The organism is Arthrobacter sp. 35W, assembly GCF_000482545.1.
Classification (GTDB): Bacteria; Actinomycetota; Actinomycetes; order Actinomycetales; family Micrococcaceae; genus Specibacter.
On the sequence record NZ_KI519455.1, the window covers coordinates 1,421,440 to 1,438,249 of the forward strand.

Here is a 16,810-nt window from a genome sequence, read left to right on the forward strand (position 1 = left end):
TAGAGAAAGTGCCCCATGACAATGATGTCGTCGTACCGAAGGTCGGACATCACGTCCGCCGTCATGGCTGTGGCAGTTGCCGCACTCATGGCCACCTGCATTGCCCTCCCGGCCCCGGCCCACGCAGACGCCGGTCCGCTGCCCACACCCGCGACGGCGGGATACGGATCCGGAACACCGATCCAGGCCGACGCTTCGACGTCGGCCCAGCACGCCGCCGCGCGCACCATTGTCGACGTCACAGCGTTTGGCGCCGACCCGACAGGGCAGGCGGATTCCGCCGAGGCGATCGCCAAGGCGGTTGACCATGCCCGCGACGCCGGTGGCCCGACGACGATCGTCTTCCCCCGCGGCACGTACCAGATCTACCCGGAGAAGACCGAGAAGCGCGAGCTCTACGTCTCGAACACGACCGGGGCCGACAGTGCGTACCGGATGAAGAACATCGCCATCCTCATCGAGGACATGTCCGATGTGGTGGTGGACGGGCAGGGTTCACAGTTCGCCTTCCACGGCGCCCAGACGCAGTTCGCCTCGATCCGCTCAGAGAACGTGAGCTTCACGAATTTCACGACGGACTGGGTCGCGCCGGCCACCGTCGACCTGACGGTCCTGGACGCGGGCGTGAAGGACGGCGTCCCCTTCCGCGACATCCAGGTTCCGCCTGGCACCGGCTATCAGCTCAATGGCAGCACGGCGACGTTCGTTGGCGAAACCAGCCCGTACACCGGCAACCCGTACTGGACCTTCGGGCCGAACTCCGCAGGCAATGGCTGGAACCAGGTGCGCCACCTCGCCTCGGGGGAGACGGTCCGCTCCGCCGCGCCGATCTGGAACTACTCCACAGGCGTGGCCGAACTGGGCGGGAACCGGCTTCGGGTCTCCTACAGCGGCAGCACTGATCCCGGCGGGCGGGGCGATGTGTACGAGATGCGCAACAGCGTCAGGGACCACCCCGCCGTCCTGGCCTTCGAGAGCACGAACACGGACCTGAAGAACCTCGGACTGGGCTATCTGCATGGATTCGGCGTGGTGGCCCAGATGTCGACAAACGTCACCGTCGACGGCGTGCGCTTCCGCAGCCAGGACGGCACCTGGCGGCAGACCTCGGGCTTCGCGGACTATCTGCAGATGTCCTCGGTGGCCGGGAAGGTCCAGATCCTGAACAGTCTCTTCGACAACCCGCACGATGATCCGATCAATGTGCACGGAACCTACGTCCAGGTGAAGAACGTGGACGTCGCCAACAAGCGGGTCACGCTCGAGTACATGCACAATGAGACCGCCGGGTTCCCGCAGTTCTACGCCGGCAACACCTTGCAGTTCGTCAACCGCGCCACCATGCTCCCCGCCGCGGGCACGTCCTATGCCGTGACGGCCGTCAGCGGTCCGACGGGCTACGACCACAACACCAGCCTGACCCAGATGACAGTCACCCTGGACCGGGCCCCCGAGGCCATCCAAGCGGACTCCTTCGTAGCGGAAAACCTCACCTACACCCCCGAGGTCCACATCGCCGGGAACAGCTTCGTCTCGGTGCCCACCCGGGGAATCCTGGTCACCACGCCCAAGCCGGTGCTCATCGAAAAGAACCTCTTCGACCAGATGTCGATGGCCAGCATCTACGTCTCCGGCGATGCCCGCGGCTGGTACGAATCCGGCGCCGTCCAAGACCTCACCATCCGGGAGAACATCTTTGACCGGCCGGCCACCAGCAGCCCGGTGGTGTTCGTGGAACCGACCAACACCTCCACCGAGGCGGGCCGCACGGTGCACCGCGGCATCCACCTCGAGGACAACCGGTTCAATTTGCTGCCCGGCACACAGCTGCTGAACGCCAGCTCGGTCTCGGACGTCACCATCACGGGCAACCACATCGGCTGGTACGGCCCCACCACCGCCCCGGACCCCGCACGGACATCCTCCACGCCGCTGTATGCCCTGAAGGCCAGCGCTCGCGTGCAGCTCTCCGGCAACAGCTATGCTCCCGGCTTCAACGTGCGGGTCAATACCAACGGCATGGCTGCCTCCGAGATCACGGGTACCGACCCATTCGCTGTCAACCAGGATGCCCCTGTGGCCGCGCCGGTGACACCGCTGGCCAATGGGCTGGGCTGGATCCGCGAGAACCGCGCCACGTGGGCACCCGTTGCCCTGGATGCCGTCCGCCTTTCCGCGGGAAGCACCGGGCTCTGGGCTACCCAGAACGGTGCGGAGAACATTCTGCTGCGCAACGCTGGCGCGGCCGCACCGGCCACCGTGGTGGCCAAGCTCAGCGGCGCGACCAAATCCTCCTACGAGGAGGCCGGGTTGGTCATCTACCTCAACGATGACAACTACGTGGCACTGCAGCGCAAGCACGCCAACGGCAGCCCCGTGCTCGCCGTCGTGACCGAATCCAACGGATCGCCCAATGAGAACACCAAGATTGCCGCACCCAGCGGTACCGACGTGTGGCTGAAGCTGGCCCGCCAGGGCAGCAGCTTCACCGGCAGCTATTCAACCAACGGCACCGACTTCACCACCATCGGCACCATTACCAATGCCGCCGTCGCCGGTGCGCCGTCCCGGGCCGGCGTCATGGCGGACGGATCGACCACCCAGGGAACATCCTTCGTGTTCAGCGGATTGGCAGTGGACGGGTCGGCGGTACCCTTCTTCGACACGGTCCCGCCGCCCATCCAACTGTCGGCAGCACTGGGCACCGCTGCCTGGAACGGCGTGGACTTCGGCAACCCCGTGGCCACCCGCGCCTGGGTGGCAACGACACCCGCCGGCACCACCTCGGTGTCGGGGCTGCTGCCGGCCGCCGATCCCGGCACCTCGGTCCGGTTGACGCTCAATGGCCGCGCCCTCGCCGCCGGCCCGGGCGGCGCCGTCGTTGTTCCGCTGGCGGCGGGGGCAAATGTGGTTGAGGCCCGCACCGTAGGTGCCAATGGCGACAGCCAGACCTACCGGTGGACCATCGTGTCCCTGCAGCCCGGCGTCGTGGTCAACACGATGCAGCCGGCGTCGACCCTGAATGTGGCACTCACGGCGGCAACGCGGTGTGTGGCCGGGAAGGTGCTGGTGACCGTCCAGGCGGCGAACAACGAGGCTGTTCCGGTGTCTGTGGTGTTCACCTCGGCCTACGGAGCGAAGTCGTTTGCCGGGGTGGGGGCGGGCAAGAACGCCGTGCAGGCCTTTACGACCCGTGAGAAATCGGTGCCGGCAGGCATGGTCGCAGTGGCGCTGACGGCCACCGTGGCCGGTGCCCCCGTATCGGTCCAGGCGCAGACCCCGTATGCCGGGACATCCTGCAGCTAGATTAAACAGGAAGGGCGGCCAACCATCTTCTGGTTGGCCGCCCTTCCTTTGTGCCGTTTTAGCTGCAGGTGGTTGCCTCGTAGCTGTGGGCCGAGGAGTGCAGTACGGCACCGGCTGCCTTGCCGACCACCGTGATCTGCCCGGTGGCCAGGGCAGCCACGCGGCTGTTGAACGCAGCCGATGCGGACTTGCCGGGCTGGACGGCGGCAAAGGACTTGGATCCGATCGGTGTCTGGACCTCGATGTCGATGGCCCTGTCGCCGGCGTTGCGCACGGCCACGCTCACATACACCTTGCCGGCCACGCACTTGGTGGCCACCGCCGGCTCCAGGACACCAGCGGCCCACTCGGCCTCGCGGATCGGCTGCCAGTCCCAGCCCGGCAGCGCCGGCATGGCCCCTGCGGGCTTGTCCACCCCGGAGATTCCGTTGTCCCACCCATCGATCTGCACCACCAGATCGGCACGGGCCCCGGCGTCCAGGCGGTTCAAATCGACCGTCCACCGTTCACCGTGGTAGAAATCGTTGGTGATAGTGGTGCCTGCTCCGATCAGGAATGCGCTGCCGCCCCGGTAGTCCAGCACGATGCGGGCCGCGGCGAGGCCGGCCAACGACGCCGGGTCGCTGGTGATCCGCCATCGGTTGCCGCTCTCCGGGGTGATGGTGGGCGCCGCTCCTGCGGCAGGGAGGTCCACCCGGTACTGCGCAAACAGGCCCGAGGTGGAGACCGGGGCCCACCCCGACGGCGGGCGCAGCCCGGCCGTGGGCAGCATCTCGACGGATACCGTGCCGCCGGCGGGGCCTGCGAACCGCAGCGTCGGCTTCACACCCGCCAGCTTGCCGCCGGAGGCAACAACGAGCCGGGCCCTGCCATCGACATCGACGACGGCGGCGTTGAGCGACTCCTGCTCGGTGAGCACCACAATCCGTGCGGCCGGCAGTCCGCTGCTGCCACGGACAATGAGGGAGCTGCGCTGGCCGCCGGGCAGGCGGACGAGCAGTTCGCTGCCCACCACGTCGCGACCGGTGGTGCCGGTCTCGTCGTCGACGACGACAGTGCTGCCGAAGGCCAGCGTCCGGCTGGTCCAGTCCGGGGCCCAGTAGACCCAGGTGGGCAGGTCGCCGCCGTCGAGCTTCGCCAGCGGCTCGACGGTTGCCCAGCGAAGGTCGACGCCGTTGAGGTCTGTTTTGAACGGGAAGAAGTTGTACCGGTCAACCGGCATGGTCAGAGGGGCCTCGGGGAACGGGATGGTTTCCGTGGGGGTGGTGATGCGGATCTGCAGCCCAGTCTGGGGGACCATGGCGACGTTGCGCTGGGTGTTGTTGACGAAAATGAAGCCTCGGCCAGCGCCATCGAAGCGGCCGATGAACCGGGGGCGCCAAGTGACCGTCGGGTCAAGGACCTGGCCCGGATCCCGGGAGAACCTGGTCTTGACGAGCTCGTCGGCGCTTGTCTGCAGGAAAGTGTGCAGGCGGCGGTACTGGGCATAGGATTCCCGGGTTTGGCCGAACTCGCCAATGGGAGCTTGGAAGTCATAGGTCAGCGGCCAGCTGTCCGACTGGCCGGGGATCTGCGTACCGCCGTGGAACATGTAGTAGCCCAGATAGTTCGAGCCGCGGCCGACGCTGTCATACGCCTGGCCCACCACGTACTTGGCCTCCACCCGGAAGCGGGTGTTGCCCCGCATGGGGCTGCCGGTGCCGAGCTCACAATAGCCGCGGGGGTAGTCCAGGGTGTTGTAGTAGGTGCCGCCGATGTCCGTGTTTGCCGTCCACTCGTCGGTGCCAAAGACGTAGCCCGAAACGGCTCCGGTGCCGCCCTGGGATTCCCATCCACGGTAGCTGTAGGAGCCCTGCAGCGGGATGGCGGTGTTCTTCTCGAAGTGCGAGTTTGCCGTCACAGTGTAGAACGGTGCCAGCAACCCATGGCTCTCGCACATCTGCCTCAGCCGCGTAATGTGTGCGGCATCCCCCGAGGCGAACTCGTTCTCCAGCTGGATGCCGACAATGGGGCCGCCGTCCTTGGCCCAGAGGCCGGACAGCTGTTCGGCAATCTTCGCCAGATAGACGTCCGCCTTGGCCAGATACCCCGCATCATTGCTCCGGGAGCCGTTCAGGGCAAAGGAGGGGATCCCGCCGTTGGTGGTCTCTGCATTGATGTACGGGCCGGGCCTCAGCCACAGCTGCAGCCCCTGCCTTTGTGCGGCCTGGACGAAGGCGCGGAGGTTCCTCCGGCCGGAGAAGTCCCACGTGCCCTCGGAGGTTTCGTGCTGGCTCCAGAAGACATAGGTCGCCACAATCGTGACACCTGCGGCCCGGAGCTTTCCCAGCTCGCGTTCCCACGTGGCTTCGGGCGAGCGGACGTAGTGGAATTCACCGCTGACGGGGAACCACGGCTTGCCATCGCGGGAGAAGCCATTGCGCGTCACGCCATAGGCCACTCCGCCCGCTACGCCGCCGGCATTGGGGATGGGATCGTCGGTGCGGTTCTCACGGTTCGAGGTGTCCAGGGTGAAGGGCACTTCGGAACCGGGGGGTCCCTGCAACTCCCAGCGTTGGCTGGCGTGGCCGGTGTCGGCGCTGACCACTATCCAGGCGCCGTTCCACGTCGAATTGTCGGCCACCGTCAGCAACGTCCCACTGGCCCGGTTCCGGATGGTGGCGTAGCCGCCGTCCGCGGCTTCGATGCGCCACTGCTGGCTGGCCGCTCCGGAGGCCGTCCACTGCACGACGCGCGTTCCGTTTGCGGTGGCCCCGCCGAGGAGGTCGAGCACCTTGCCTGAACTGCGGGACGTGATGGTGGCCCAGCCGTCCGCCGCCAGGGTGAAGACCCACTTCTGGTTGTCACTGCCGGAGGATGACCATTGGATGATCTGGGCGCCATCGCTGGTCTGCCCGCCGTATACGTCCACCACGGCGCGGCTGTTGGCGTTGGTTGCCGTTGCCGGTCCACGGGGCGGTGTGGCGTCGGTGGCTGCGAACGCACTCGTGGGGGCCAGGGCCTGCTGGCCGGCGGACAGCACGACGACGGCCGAACCGGCGCCAAACAGCCGCAGGACATGCCGCCGGGTCATGCCGGGCCCGGCTTTGGGTGGGCGCGTTTGGCCCGCTGGATTTGAGTGCATCGTTGCTCACGTCTCAGTAGTTGGGGGAGGAATGGATGCCGCGTGCGCCCTGCAGCTCTGCATTGGGCGTGCAGCAAAAGTTGGCATGTTTACCTAAACACGCTGGCTGCAAATGTCCGCCAACTCGGGGCGAAAGTCAACCCCCACCTGGCGTTCGACATGTTTCGGGAACGGCAGGACTTCTATTGCCAAGATCACAATGTTTACGTAAACTTCAGAAGGTTCAATGTTTACGTGAACATTGAGGCTCCACCAGTTTTGACACGCAAGAACACAAAAGACTTCCTGTCACCCACGCGGCAGGCTGGAGGCTCTCCGGTTTCCGGGAATTCCGTTGACGCAGGTGGGCGACGATGCACACAGAAGCACACAATGAAGGAGTAGTCATGGCAACAAATCTCGGTCCGTTCCCGACGATCGATGGCGCCGGCACGGGGCGGCGGACCTTTCTAAAGACCATGGGCCTTGGTGCCGTTGGACTGGCTGGCATTCCGCTGCTGACCGCGTGCACGGGTGGATCCGCTCCGGCGGCCGGCTCCACGGCAACGAGCCTGTCGTTTGGGTCCGGGTCCTCCGACGACGTCCCCAAGGCCGCCTACAAGGCCGTCACCGACGCGTTCACCAAGAAGTCCGGCATCACCGTGGCCACCAACGTGGTCCCGCACAACGACTTCCAGAACAAGATCGCCACCTACCTCCAGGGCAGCCCCGACGACGCGTTCACCTGGTTCTCCGGCTACCGCATGCAGTACTACGCCGCCCAGGGCCAGCTCGCCCCGATCGATGACGTCTGGGAAAAGATCGGCGGGAACTTCTCCCCCGCGATGAAGAAGGCCTCCACCGGCCCCGACGGGAAGATGTACTTCGTCCCCAACTACAACTACCCCTGGGGCTTCTTCTACCGCAAGAGCCTGTGGGCCGAAAAGGGCTACGAGGTCCCCACCACCTTCGATGCGCTCACCACCCTGGCCGCGAAGATGAAGTCCGACGGCCTGGTCCCGATCGAGTTCGCCGACAAGGACGGCTGGCCGGCGATGGGCACCTTCGACTACATCAACATGCGCCTGAACGGCTACCAGTTCCACATGGACCTCACCGCCCACAAGGAATCCTGGGACCAGCCCAAGGTCGCCGCGATCTTTGACACCTGGAAGGCGCTGCTGCCCTTCCAGAACCCCGCCGCCCTGGGCATGACCTGGCAGGACGCGGCCATCTCCCTGGGCGCGAAGAAATCCGGCATGTACCTGCTGGGCTCCTTCGTCACCCAGCAGTTCACCGACCCCGCCGTGCTGGCCGACATCGACTTCTTCCCGTTCCCCGAGATCGCCGTCGAGGGCCAGGACGCCGTCGAGGCCCCGATCGACGGGCTGCTGCTGTCCAAAAAGGGCGGCACCAACCAGGGCGCCCGCGACTTTATGGCCTTCATGGGCTCCGCCGAGGGCCAGGACGCCTACGCCGCCGTGGACCCCTCCAACATTGCCACCGTCAAGGGTGCGGACACCTCCAAGTTCTCCCCGCTGAACAAGAAGTGCGCGGACGTGATCGCCAACGCCAAGAGCATCAGCCAGTTCTTCGACCGCGACGCCCTGCCCGCGATGGCCACGAACGTGATGATCCCGGCCCTGCAGGGCTTCGTCAAGGACGGCACCATCGACATCAAGAACCTCGAAGCACAGGCCAAGGCGCTCTACGCCGCCCAGTAGCACACCGCCGGGGGGCGGGGCCGAGCCCGGCCCCGCCCCCCGGCTTTTGAACCAATCTAGGAGAACGTCCCATGAGCTCCACCACCGATGTGCGGTCGGACCACCAGGCGGCGCCACCCGCGCCGCCGGCCGGCCGGCGGGGAATGCCCAAGAACCGCCGCATCAAACGCCTCTCCCGCACGGACAAGATCGTCCTGGCCGTCATGGTCGGGGCCCCGACCCTGATCCAGCTGGTCCTGGTCTGGATCCCCACCCTGCTCTCCATCATCTTGTCCTTCACCCGCTGGAACGGCCTGTCGCTGGAGAACATCCGCGCCGCGGGCCTGGCGAACTACCAATACGTCTTCAACGACAGCCCCGCGTTCTGGCCCGCCGTGCAGCACAACATCCTCTGGCTGCTCTTTCTGGCCGTCGTCGCCACCCCGCTGGGCCTTTTGCTGGCCGTGCTGCTGGACCAGAACATCCGCGGCTCGAAGATCTACCAAAGCATCTTCTTCGTCCCCGTCATGCTCTCCCTGGCCCTGGTCGGCATCATCTGGCAGCTGTTCTACCAAAAGGACAACGGCCTGCTGAACTTCGTCCTGGGCACCGCCGGCACACCCCAAGCCGTGGACTGGTTCGGAGACCCCAGCGTGAACATCTGGGCCGCGCTGATCGCGGCAACCTGGCGCCACGCCGGCTACGTCATGATCCTGTACCTGGCCGGGCTGAAGGGTGTCGACGGGTCCCTGCGCGAGGCCGCCTCCCTGGACGGCGCCAACGCCGTGCAAACGTTCTTCCAGATCGTCTTCCCCGCCATGCGCCCGGTGAACATCGTCATCATCGTCATCACCATCATCGAGTCCCTGCGCGCCTTCGACGTCGTCTGGGTCATCAACAAGGGCACCAACGGGCTCGAACTCATCAGCGCCCTGGTCATCACCTACCTCGTCGGAGAGGGCCAGTCCATCGGCATCGGCTCCGCCTTCGCCGTGATCCTGCTGGTGGTCTCCCTGGTGCCGATCATCATCTACCTGTCCCGCACCTTTGGGAAGGAAAGCAAATCATGACCAGCACACCCTCGATCCTGCGCCCCCGCACCGCCCTGCCCGGCACCAGGGGCGCCGGCAAACGCCACTACGGCACCCACATCTTCCTCACCGTCATGGCCGTGATGTGGATGGTGCCCCTGGGCTGGGCCCTGTTCACCGCGCTGCGCCCCAAGGCCGACACCGACAAATACGGGTACTTCAGCCTCGGCGGGGCCTTCAACTTCGACAACTTCGCCACCGCCTGGACCCAGGGCGGGTTCCTGCGCTACTTCGGCAACTCCCTGATCATCACCATCCCCACGATCATCCTGGTCCTGCTGTTCTCCTCCATGATGGCCTTCGCCGTCAGCCGGGTGTCCTGGAAGTTCAACATCACCCTGCTGATCATGTTCACCGCCGGCAACCTGCTGCCCCCGCAGGTGCTGGCGACCCCGTTGTTTGAAATGTTCAAACTCCTCCAGGTCCCCTACTGGTTCTCCGACTCCGGCAACCTGCTCAACACCTACCTCTCGGTCATCCTGGCCAACACCGCCTTCCAGATCGGGTTCTGCACCTTCGTGCTCTCCAACTACATGAAGGCCCTCTCCCCGGACCTGACCGAGGCGGCCCTGGTCGACGGGGCCGGGCTCTGGCGCCAGTACTGGTCGATCATCCTGCCCCTGTGTCGGCCCGCCCTGGCCGCGATGGCCACCCTGCAGGTCATCTTCATCTACAACGACTACTTCTGGCCGCTGCTGTTCATCCAATCCGGCGACAGGCTCCCGGTCACCACCGCCATCAACAACCTCCAGGGCACCTTCCTCTCCAACTACAACCTCCTCGCCGCCGGCGCCACGATCACCGTCATCCCGACCCTGATCGTGTACATCGCGCTCCAACGCCACTTCGTGGCCGGACTGACCCTGGGCTCCAGCAAAGGCTAAGCCCGCACTACCGTCCAACACAGCAAAGGCTGCGGCCACGGGCTCCACCCCGTGGCCGCAGCCTTTGCTGTTGGGCGTGTGCCTAGTGGGCGGGCGCGGCGGTGCTCTTGCGGACCACCAGATGCGTGCCCACGGTGGTGGCATCGTTGGCCGGGCTCTGGCCGGCAATCTTCTGAAGCAGGTGCTCGATGCTCAGACGCCCCACCGTCTGGAAGTCCTGGTGGATGGTGGTCAACGGTGGCCAGAAGGACGTGGACTCGTCGAGATCGTCGAACCCGACAATGCTGACATCCGCTGGAATGGCGCGGCCCAATTCGTGCAGGGCCCGCATGGCCCCCAGCGCCATCTGGTCATTGGCGGCGAAGATGGCGTGCACGTCCGGATTGCGGGCGAGCTCGCGGCCGATCTGGTAGCCGGAATCCGTCGACCAGTCACCGTTCATTACGGGGGGTGCCTCGATTCCGGCGTCGTGAAGGGTTGCCCGCCACGATGCCTCGCGGTGCTTGGCGGAGAACGACGTCGTCGGGCCGCCGATGTGCCAGACGTTGGTGTGCCCCAGGCCGAGCAGGTGGCTGGTGGCAAGCCGGGCGCCTTCGGCCTGGTCGGTGTCGACCATCGTGTAGCCGGACTTCGGGGCGGAATCGATCACCACGGCGGGGAGGTCTTCAGGGACGGTGATGTCGGCCTGGTCGAGCAGATGGGCCTCAAAAATGATGATGACGCCGTCGACTTCCTGCTCCCGCAGCCTGTCGTACGCCCCGGTGACCATGCCCGGGGTGGGGCCTTCGAGGGGAATGAGCGTGACGGAATAGCCGGCCTGGGCGGCGGCCGTGGCGATCGCATCCAGGGTGCGCATATTGCCGAAGCTTGTCAGCGAAAACATGATGACGCCGATGGACTTGAACCGGCCGCTCTTCAGCGCCCGGGCCGCCCTGTTGGGCCGGTAGCCGAGCCGTTTCATGGCCTCCACGACGCGCTTTTTGGTGGACTCCTCGACATTTGTCAGGCCGTTGGACACCCGCGACACCGTCTGGGCCGAGACGCCGGCTTCCCGTGCGACGTCGGCGATGGACGGACCTCGGGACGCGCGGGGGGCCGCGGCCGCCGGATTTCCGGGGGTGTTTTCCCCCGTTTTGTGGACCGGCTTCTTCGTGGCTTCCCCTTGTATGTTCACCTAAACATGCTACTGTTGTTTTCAGAGATGTTTGCGTAAACATCAAACAATGAAACGAAATTCCCATGACAACGAGGTCTGCGCCGGTGGGAAACCTACGGCCCGGCGCTGCCTTTCAGATTGGACTATTCCTATGTCTAGCTTCACCATCGGCGAGCAGGATTTTCTGCTCGACGGCCGACCCTACCGGATCCTTGCGGGCGCCCTGCACTATTTCCGGGTCCATCCGGACCAATGGGCGGACCGGATCCGGAAGGCGCGGCAGATGGGGCTGAACACGATTGAAACCTACGTCCCCTGGAATGCCCATGCCCCGTCCAAGGAGGTTTTCGACACCACCGGTGGCCTGGACCTGGGACGTTTCCTGGACCTTGTCGCCGACGAAGGCATGCACGCCATCGTCCGCCCCGGACCCTACATCTGCGCCGAGTGGGACAACGGCGGGCTCCCGGCCTGGCTTTTCGACAGCGGGGCAGCGGCCATCCGCGTGGACGATCCCGTGTACATGGCTGCCATTTCCAGGTACATGGACCAGCTGGCTCCGATCCTGGTGCCCCGCCAGATCCATCTGGGCGGCCCGATCATCCTGATCCAGATCGAGAACGAGTACGGCGCCTATGGCGCCGACCAGCTGTATTTGGAAAAGTTGGTGAAGATCAACCGCGGCATCGGCCTGGACGTGCCTTTCACCACCGTGGACCAGCCCCAGGACGACATGCTGGCCAACGGCAGCCTGCCGGGGCTGCACAAGACCGGCTCCTTCGGATCGCGTTCGGCGGAACGGTTGGAGACCCTGCGCCGCCACCAGCCCACCGGGCCCCTGATGTGCTCGGAATTCTGGGTCGGCTGGTTCGACCACTGGGGCGCCCACCACCACACCACCACCGTGGAACAGTCCGCCACCGACCTGGATGTGCTGCTGGAGCTGGGAGCATCAGTGAACATCTACATGTTCCACGGCGGCACCAACTTCGGCTTCACCAACGGCGCCAACGACAAGGGCGTCTACCAGCCCATCGTCACCAGCTATGACTACGACGCACCCCTGGACGAGGCTGGCAATCCGACGGCCAAATACTGGGCCTTCAGGGACGTTCTGGCAAAGTACACCGATCTTGACGACGCCGATGTCCCGGCAGCGGCCACTGCCGGTGCCGAACTGGCGGTGTCCGTCGCCAGGACGACGCCGCTCTGGGACTGCCTCGACAGCCTGGGCCGATGGACCTCCTCCGATGTCCCGCCCACGGCCGACGACGTCGGCCACTACTCCGGCTTTTCGCTCTATCGGACCCGGATCAACGTCCACGGCCCGGGCGTCCTGGTGTTCTCAGAGATCCGCGACAGGGCGCAGGTGTTCCTCAACAGAGGGCATCTTGGCACCCTGTCCCGCGACCACCACGAGGCGTCGCTGGCCCTGCCGGCAGATGCCAAAGGCACGCTGGAGATCCTCGTTGAGGACCAGGGCCGGGTGAACTACGGCCCCCGCCTTGGCGAGGCCAAGGGCCTCATCGGGGGAGTGCAGATCAACGGCGAGCCGCTGCTTGACTGGGACCTGCTGGCCCTGAAGCTCACCGACATCTCCCCGGCGGCGCAGGTCCTGGCCGCGGCGCCGTCGTCGTCGAACGACTCTGCCCCACTGGCCGGACCGGCCTTTGCCTACGGCACCTTTGACCTGCCCGAACCGGGCGATCTGTATCTGGACACCAGCGGCTGGACCAAGGGCCTCGTCTGGATCAATGGATTCTGCCTGGGCCGGTACTGGTCCCGCGGGCCCCAGGCCACGCTCTACGTGCCGGGCCCGCTCCTGCGCGCCAACGGCAATGAGATCACGATCCTTGAACTCCATTCCGCGGCGCGGAGCACGGTTTCCTTCGTGGCCGCCCACGATCTTGGCCACATCGAGTTCTGAGATGGAGGCAACCACAATGCACCAGAACTCTTCCGCCGTCGGCGCGCCCACGCTGCCAACCGGCCGGCAGTTCACCATCTCCTGGGACGACGGCGGCCCCGTGGTCGAGGCAGTGGTCACCGAGATTGGCGGCACCATCCGCCAGCTGACGGTGGACGGGTCGCCGCTGGTGGAGGAGTTTGCGGAATCCGGGCTCCCCGCGCACTGCGAGGGCGAGATCCTCATCCCCTGGCCCAACCGGGTGCGGGACGGGCGGTGGGAGCACTCCGGACGAGTGCTCCAACTGCCGCTCAACGAACCCGAGCGGGGCAACGCCATCCATGGGCTCACCCGGGACCTGCCGCACAGCGTGGTCGGGTGGACCCCCAGCGAAGTCATCCTGCGCGTGGACATCGCCCCGGGCCCCGGCTACCCGTTCGCCCTGGTGGTGGAGACGGCGTACTCGGTGTCGGCCCGTGGGCTGGAGGTTCGGCACACCGTGGCCAATGCCTCGGCGCTGCCGGCGCCGGTGGCCATCGGTGCGCATCCGTACATCCGCGTCGGTGCTGCGCCAACCGAGGAGTCCGCCCTCACCGTCAATGCGGCCTCGTACGTGGTGGTCGATGACCGGTTGAACCCCACGGGCTCCAGGCCCGTCGCCGGAACCCCCTGCGATCTTTCCGCGGGTCCGAAGGTGGGCTGGCTCGACCTCGATACGGCGTTCGCGGACCTGGTGCCGTCGGCGGACGGCTGCTACCGGCACACCCTTGAGGCACCCAACGGCGACACCGTGGAGGTCTGGGGCGATGCCAACTACCGCTACGCCCAGGTGTACACGACCAACGAGTACCCGGCCGGCGGCCGGCGGACCGCCGTCGCCGTGGAACCGATGACGGCGCCACCGGACGCGTTCAACTCGGGGGAGGGCCTGCGCTGGCTTGACCCCGGCGAGAGCTGGAGCTCCTCATGGGGCATCGCACACAACTTCACCACCGCGCAGGAACCCAACGCAGCAGAAGGAAGGCAGCCATGACGTGGCTCGTAACAGGAGGAGCCGGCTACATCGGCTCGCACGTGGCCCGGGCCCTGATGGACGATGGGCACGCCGTGGTGGTTCTGGACGATCTCTCCAGCGGCAGGCGGGGGTTTGTGCCCAGCGGGGCCGTCCTGGAGGAGGGCACGCTGCTGGACACAGCCTTCCTTGCGGAGGTCTTTGGCCGGTACGACCTGGCCGGGGTCATCCACCTGGCGGGATTCAAGTACGCCGGCGTATCCGTTGAGTGGCCGCTGCACACCTATTTCCAGAACGTGAGCGGCACCGCCAATCTGCTCGCTGCCATGGAAGCTGCCTCGGTGCGCTCGATCGTGTTCTCCTCCAGCGCCGCCGTCTACGGCAACGCTGCCGCCGAGTTCGTCACGGAGGGCACCCCCACGACGCCGGAATCGCCCTACGGGGAATCCAAGCTCATCGGGGAATGGCTCATCGCCGACCAGGCGCGGGCCACGGGGCTGCGGCACACGTCGCTGCGGTACTTCAACGTCGTGGGCTCGGGCAGCCTCGAGGTGCTCGACACGAGTCCGCACAACCTCTTCCCCCTGGTCTTCCGTGCCTTGAGGGAAGGGTCGATCCCCAAGGTCTTCGGCACCACCTACCCCACCCCCGATGGCAGCTGCGTGCGCGACTATGTGCACGTCTCCGACGTTGCAGCGGCCCATGTGGCGGCGGCCCGGCGGCTCCAGGAGGGTGCCGAGTTGGAGGCCGTCTACAACCTGGGCAGCGGCTCCGGCGTCTCGGTGCGCGAGATCATGGCGGAAATGGCTGCGGCCACCGGCATCCCCTTCAGCCCGCAGGTCTGCCCCGCCCGGCCCGGCGATCCCGCCCGCATCGTGGCCTCGGGCGAACTGGCCCGCCGCGACATCGGCTGGGAGCCCCGGTATTCCCTGCGGGAGATGATTTCCAGCGCCTGGGCGGCTGCCGAGGCCGACGCCGCGGCGACGCTCTAGCAATCTTTCGGAGGTGTCAGAGCCTCCCCACCACCCATCAAAGGAGCACCATGATCGAGGCAGCGGAGCTGCTGGCCACCATCACGGCCACCAGCAAATCCCATATGGAGGACACCCTCAATGCAGCAGTCCGGGAGGCCGAGCTGCGTGCACGCTGCGAGGGCCGCCGGGGCATCCTTGTCACGCGGGTTGACCACGCACGCGTCACGGTGGAACTGTCCGCGGAGGTTCCGTACGGCTACACCTATGAGAAGCAGGACCGCCGCCGCACCGCATCCGGAACCTCGCGGTGATCCCCGTGGTTGCAGGCCCCCCCGCCATCGCGGGGCTGCCGGCGCTCGCCTGGAGCGGCGGGCCCGGCCAAGCGGTCTGGGAGGAAGCCGGCGGCGTCCTGACGCTGACGGCCGCGCCGGGCGTGGATTGGAGCAACGATTCGCTCGGTGGGGAGCAGCAGCACCGAGCCTCGGCGCTGGGGTTTGCGGCCCCCGATGCCTTTTCCCTCTCGGCCCGGGTCGCGGTGGATCCGCCCCGGACCACGTTCGACGCCGGTGTGCTGAGCCTGTGGGCGGACCAGGACCACTGGGCAAAGCTGTGCTTCGAGTACTCCCCGCAGGGCGATGCCATGGTGGTCAGTGTCGTCACCAACACCTACTCGGATGACTGCAACGCGGACATCGTTGCCGGGCCGGGGATCCACCTGCGCGTCAGCCGGGTTGGCCCCGCCTGGGCCTTCCACTCCTCGGCAAACGGCCGGGACTGGACCTTCGTCAGGCTCTTCCGGCTGGACACGGACAAGCCCATCCACGTCGGGTTCATGTCGCAGGCTCCGATGGGCGAACGCTGCGTGGCACGGTTCGGCGCCATTGGGTTTACGGACCAGACTCCGGCCAATCTGCGCGACGGCAGCTAGCCGGAGGAAAGGGATCCCTAGTCCTCGGCGGGCAGGAGGATCAGATCGAAGTATCCGCGCAGGCACGCCGCCACGTCCACGGTGTCCGGGGCCAGCAGCCACTGGGTCTGCAGGCCGTCCCACAGGGCAACCAGGGATGTGGCCGCCTGTCCGGGGTCGACGCCGGGGCGCACTCTGCCCTCCGCAGCCAAGGCGGCGATGCCGCGTGTGTAGCTCGTGCGCAGCCGTTCGAAGCGCGCGGTGAAATATGCGCGGCCGGGATGCCCCTCGGTGACGGATTCGGCACAGAGGACCGTGTAGAGCTCGATGACACCCGGAATGCCCTCGTTGTACAACGCCGTGCGGACAATGCCCTCCATGAGGCCTTCGCCCACGGTGGCGGCGTCCGCCCGGCCCGTGATGTCGTCGCGCCATTGCAGCGCCGCCATCAGGAGGTCGCTCTTGGAGGGGAAGTAGTGCAGCATGCTGGTCTGGCTCATGCCGGCGCGGTCCGCGACGTCCTGCAGCGATCCGCCGCGGTAGCCCTTGGCGGCGAACACCGCATGGGCGGCGTCGAGGATGGCCCGGCGCCGCTCCTCCGACTTGGCGTACGGTCCTCGCCGGCCCGTGCGGGGAGTGTCCTTTGTGGTCATGGCAAGCCACTGTACAGGCGGACAAGAACAACAAATGAAACCAGAGTAACCGCTCGACATTTGTGTTAGCCTTGTCACGTTTCCCTCATCCCGCGAAATTGCCACCTCGGCCACG

The 16,810-nt window shown here is 66.4% G+C and carries 12 protein-coding genes; 9 read left to right on the plus strand and 3 right to left on the minus strand.

From position 1 onward, the window contains the following. Positions 1-15: 15 nt before the first annotated feature. Positions 16-3,306 carry a DUF1349 domain-containing protein gene (locus K254_RS25020; RefSeq protein WP_081710243.1) on the plus strand — a complete coding sequence of 1,097 codons (3,291 nt, stop codon included), beginning with the start codon at positions 16-18 and terminating at the stop codon, positions 3,304-3,306. 58 nt (positions 3,307-3,364) lie between these two features. On the opposite strand, the gene K254_RS0118550 is transcribed toward K254_RS25020, so the two are convergent. Then, on the minus strand, positions 3,365-6,379 hold the full coding sequence (locus K254_RS0118550; protein ID WP_026556612.1) for a beta-galactosidase: 3,015 nt from the start codon (positions 6,377-6,379) through the stop codon (positions 3,365-3,367). A 437-nt stretch (positions 6,380-6,816) separates the two neighbouring features. Between K254_RS0118550 and K254_RS0118555 the strand changes: the two genes are divergently transcribed. The 3 genes from K254_RS0118555 (at position 6,817) to K254_RS0118565 (ending at position 10,087) form a co-directional block, all read left to right on the plus strand. Further along, positions 6,817-8,133, plus strand: coding sequence for an ABC transporter substrate-binding protein (locus K254_RS0118555; protein ID WP_051389387.1), 1,317 nt, complete (start codon positions 6,817-6,819; stop codon positions 8,131-8,133). Positions 8,134-8,204: 71 nt separating this feature from the next. Then, positions 8,205-9,182: a carbohydrate ABC transporter permease gene (locus K254_RS0118560; protein ID WP_026556614.1), complete on the plus strand. Its 978-nt coding sequence runs from the start codon at positions 8,205-8,207 to the stop codon at positions 9,180-9,182. Beyond that, on the plus strand, positions 9,179-10,087 hold the full coding sequence (locus K254_RS0118565) for a carbohydrate ABC transporter permease (RefSeq protein ID WP_026556027.1): 909 nt from the start codon (positions 9,179-9,181) through the stop codon (positions 10,085-10,087). The genes K254_RS0118560 and K254_RS0118565 overlap by 4 nt, the downstream gene beginning before the upstream one ends. 82 nt (positions 10,088-10,169) lie before the next feature. On the opposite strand, the gene K254_RS24155 is transcribed toward K254_RS0118565, so the two are convergent. Continuing rightward, the gene (locus K254_RS24155; protein ID WP_231391906.1) at positions 10,170-11,261 is read right to left on the minus strand and encodes a LacI family DNA-binding transcriptional regulator; all 1,092 of its coding nucleotides are present in this window, start codon (positions 11,259-11,261) and stop codon (positions 10,170-10,172) included. Between the two features lie 133 nt (positions 11,262-11,394). Here K254_RS24155 and K254_RS0118575 point away from each other — a divergent pair, with 133 nt between their 5' ends. Genes K254_RS0118575 through K254_RS0118595 form a run of 5 tightly spaced genes read left to right on the plus strand, consistent with a single transcriptional unit; the run spans position 11,395 to position 16,063 of the window. Next, positions 11,395-13,170: a glycoside hydrolase family 35 protein gene (locus K254_RS0118575; RefSeq protein ID WP_026556615.1), complete on the plus strand. Its 1,776-nt coding sequence runs from the start codon at positions 11,395-11,397 to the stop codon at positions 13,168-13,170. A 16-nt stretch (positions 13,171-13,186) separates the two neighbouring features. Next, on the plus strand, positions 13,187-14,182 hold the full coding sequence (locus K254_RS24160) for an aldose 1-epimerase family protein (RefSeq protein ID WP_051389388.1): 996 nt from the start codon (positions 13,187-13,189) through the stop codon (positions 14,180-14,182). Beyond that, entirely contained in the window at positions 14,179-15,153 is a 975-nt protein-coding gene (gene galE, locus K254_RS0118585) for a UDP-glucose 4-epimerase GalE (protein ID WP_026556616.1), read from the plus strand. The genes K254_RS24160 and galE overlap by 4 nt, the downstream gene beginning before the upstream one ends. Before the next feature lie 50 nt (positions 15,154-15,203). Continuing rightward, the gene (locus K254_RS24165) at positions 15,204-15,446 is read left to right on the plus strand and encodes a hypothetical protein (RefSeq protein ID WP_051389389.1); all 243 of its coding nucleotides are present in this window, start codon (positions 15,204-15,206) and stop codon (positions 15,444-15,446) included. Between the two features lie 5 nt (positions 15,447-15,451). After that, positions 15,452-16,063, plus strand: a complete 612-nt coding sequence (locus K254_RS0118595; RefSeq protein WP_035751010.1) for a DUF1349 domain-containing protein — start codon at positions 15,452-15,454, stop codon at positions 16,061-16,063. A 17-nt stretch (positions 16,064-16,080) separates the two neighbouring features. Here K254_RS0118595 and K254_RS0118600 read toward each other — a convergent pair whose 3' ends face one another. Then, positions 16,081-16,695 (minus strand): TetR/AcrR family transcriptional regulator, encoded by a 615-nt coding sequence (locus K254_RS0118600; RefSeq protein ID WP_026556618.1) that lies wholly within the window; start codon positions 16,693-16,695, stop codon positions 16,081-16,083. Positions 16,696-16,810 lie beyond the last annotated feature (115 nt).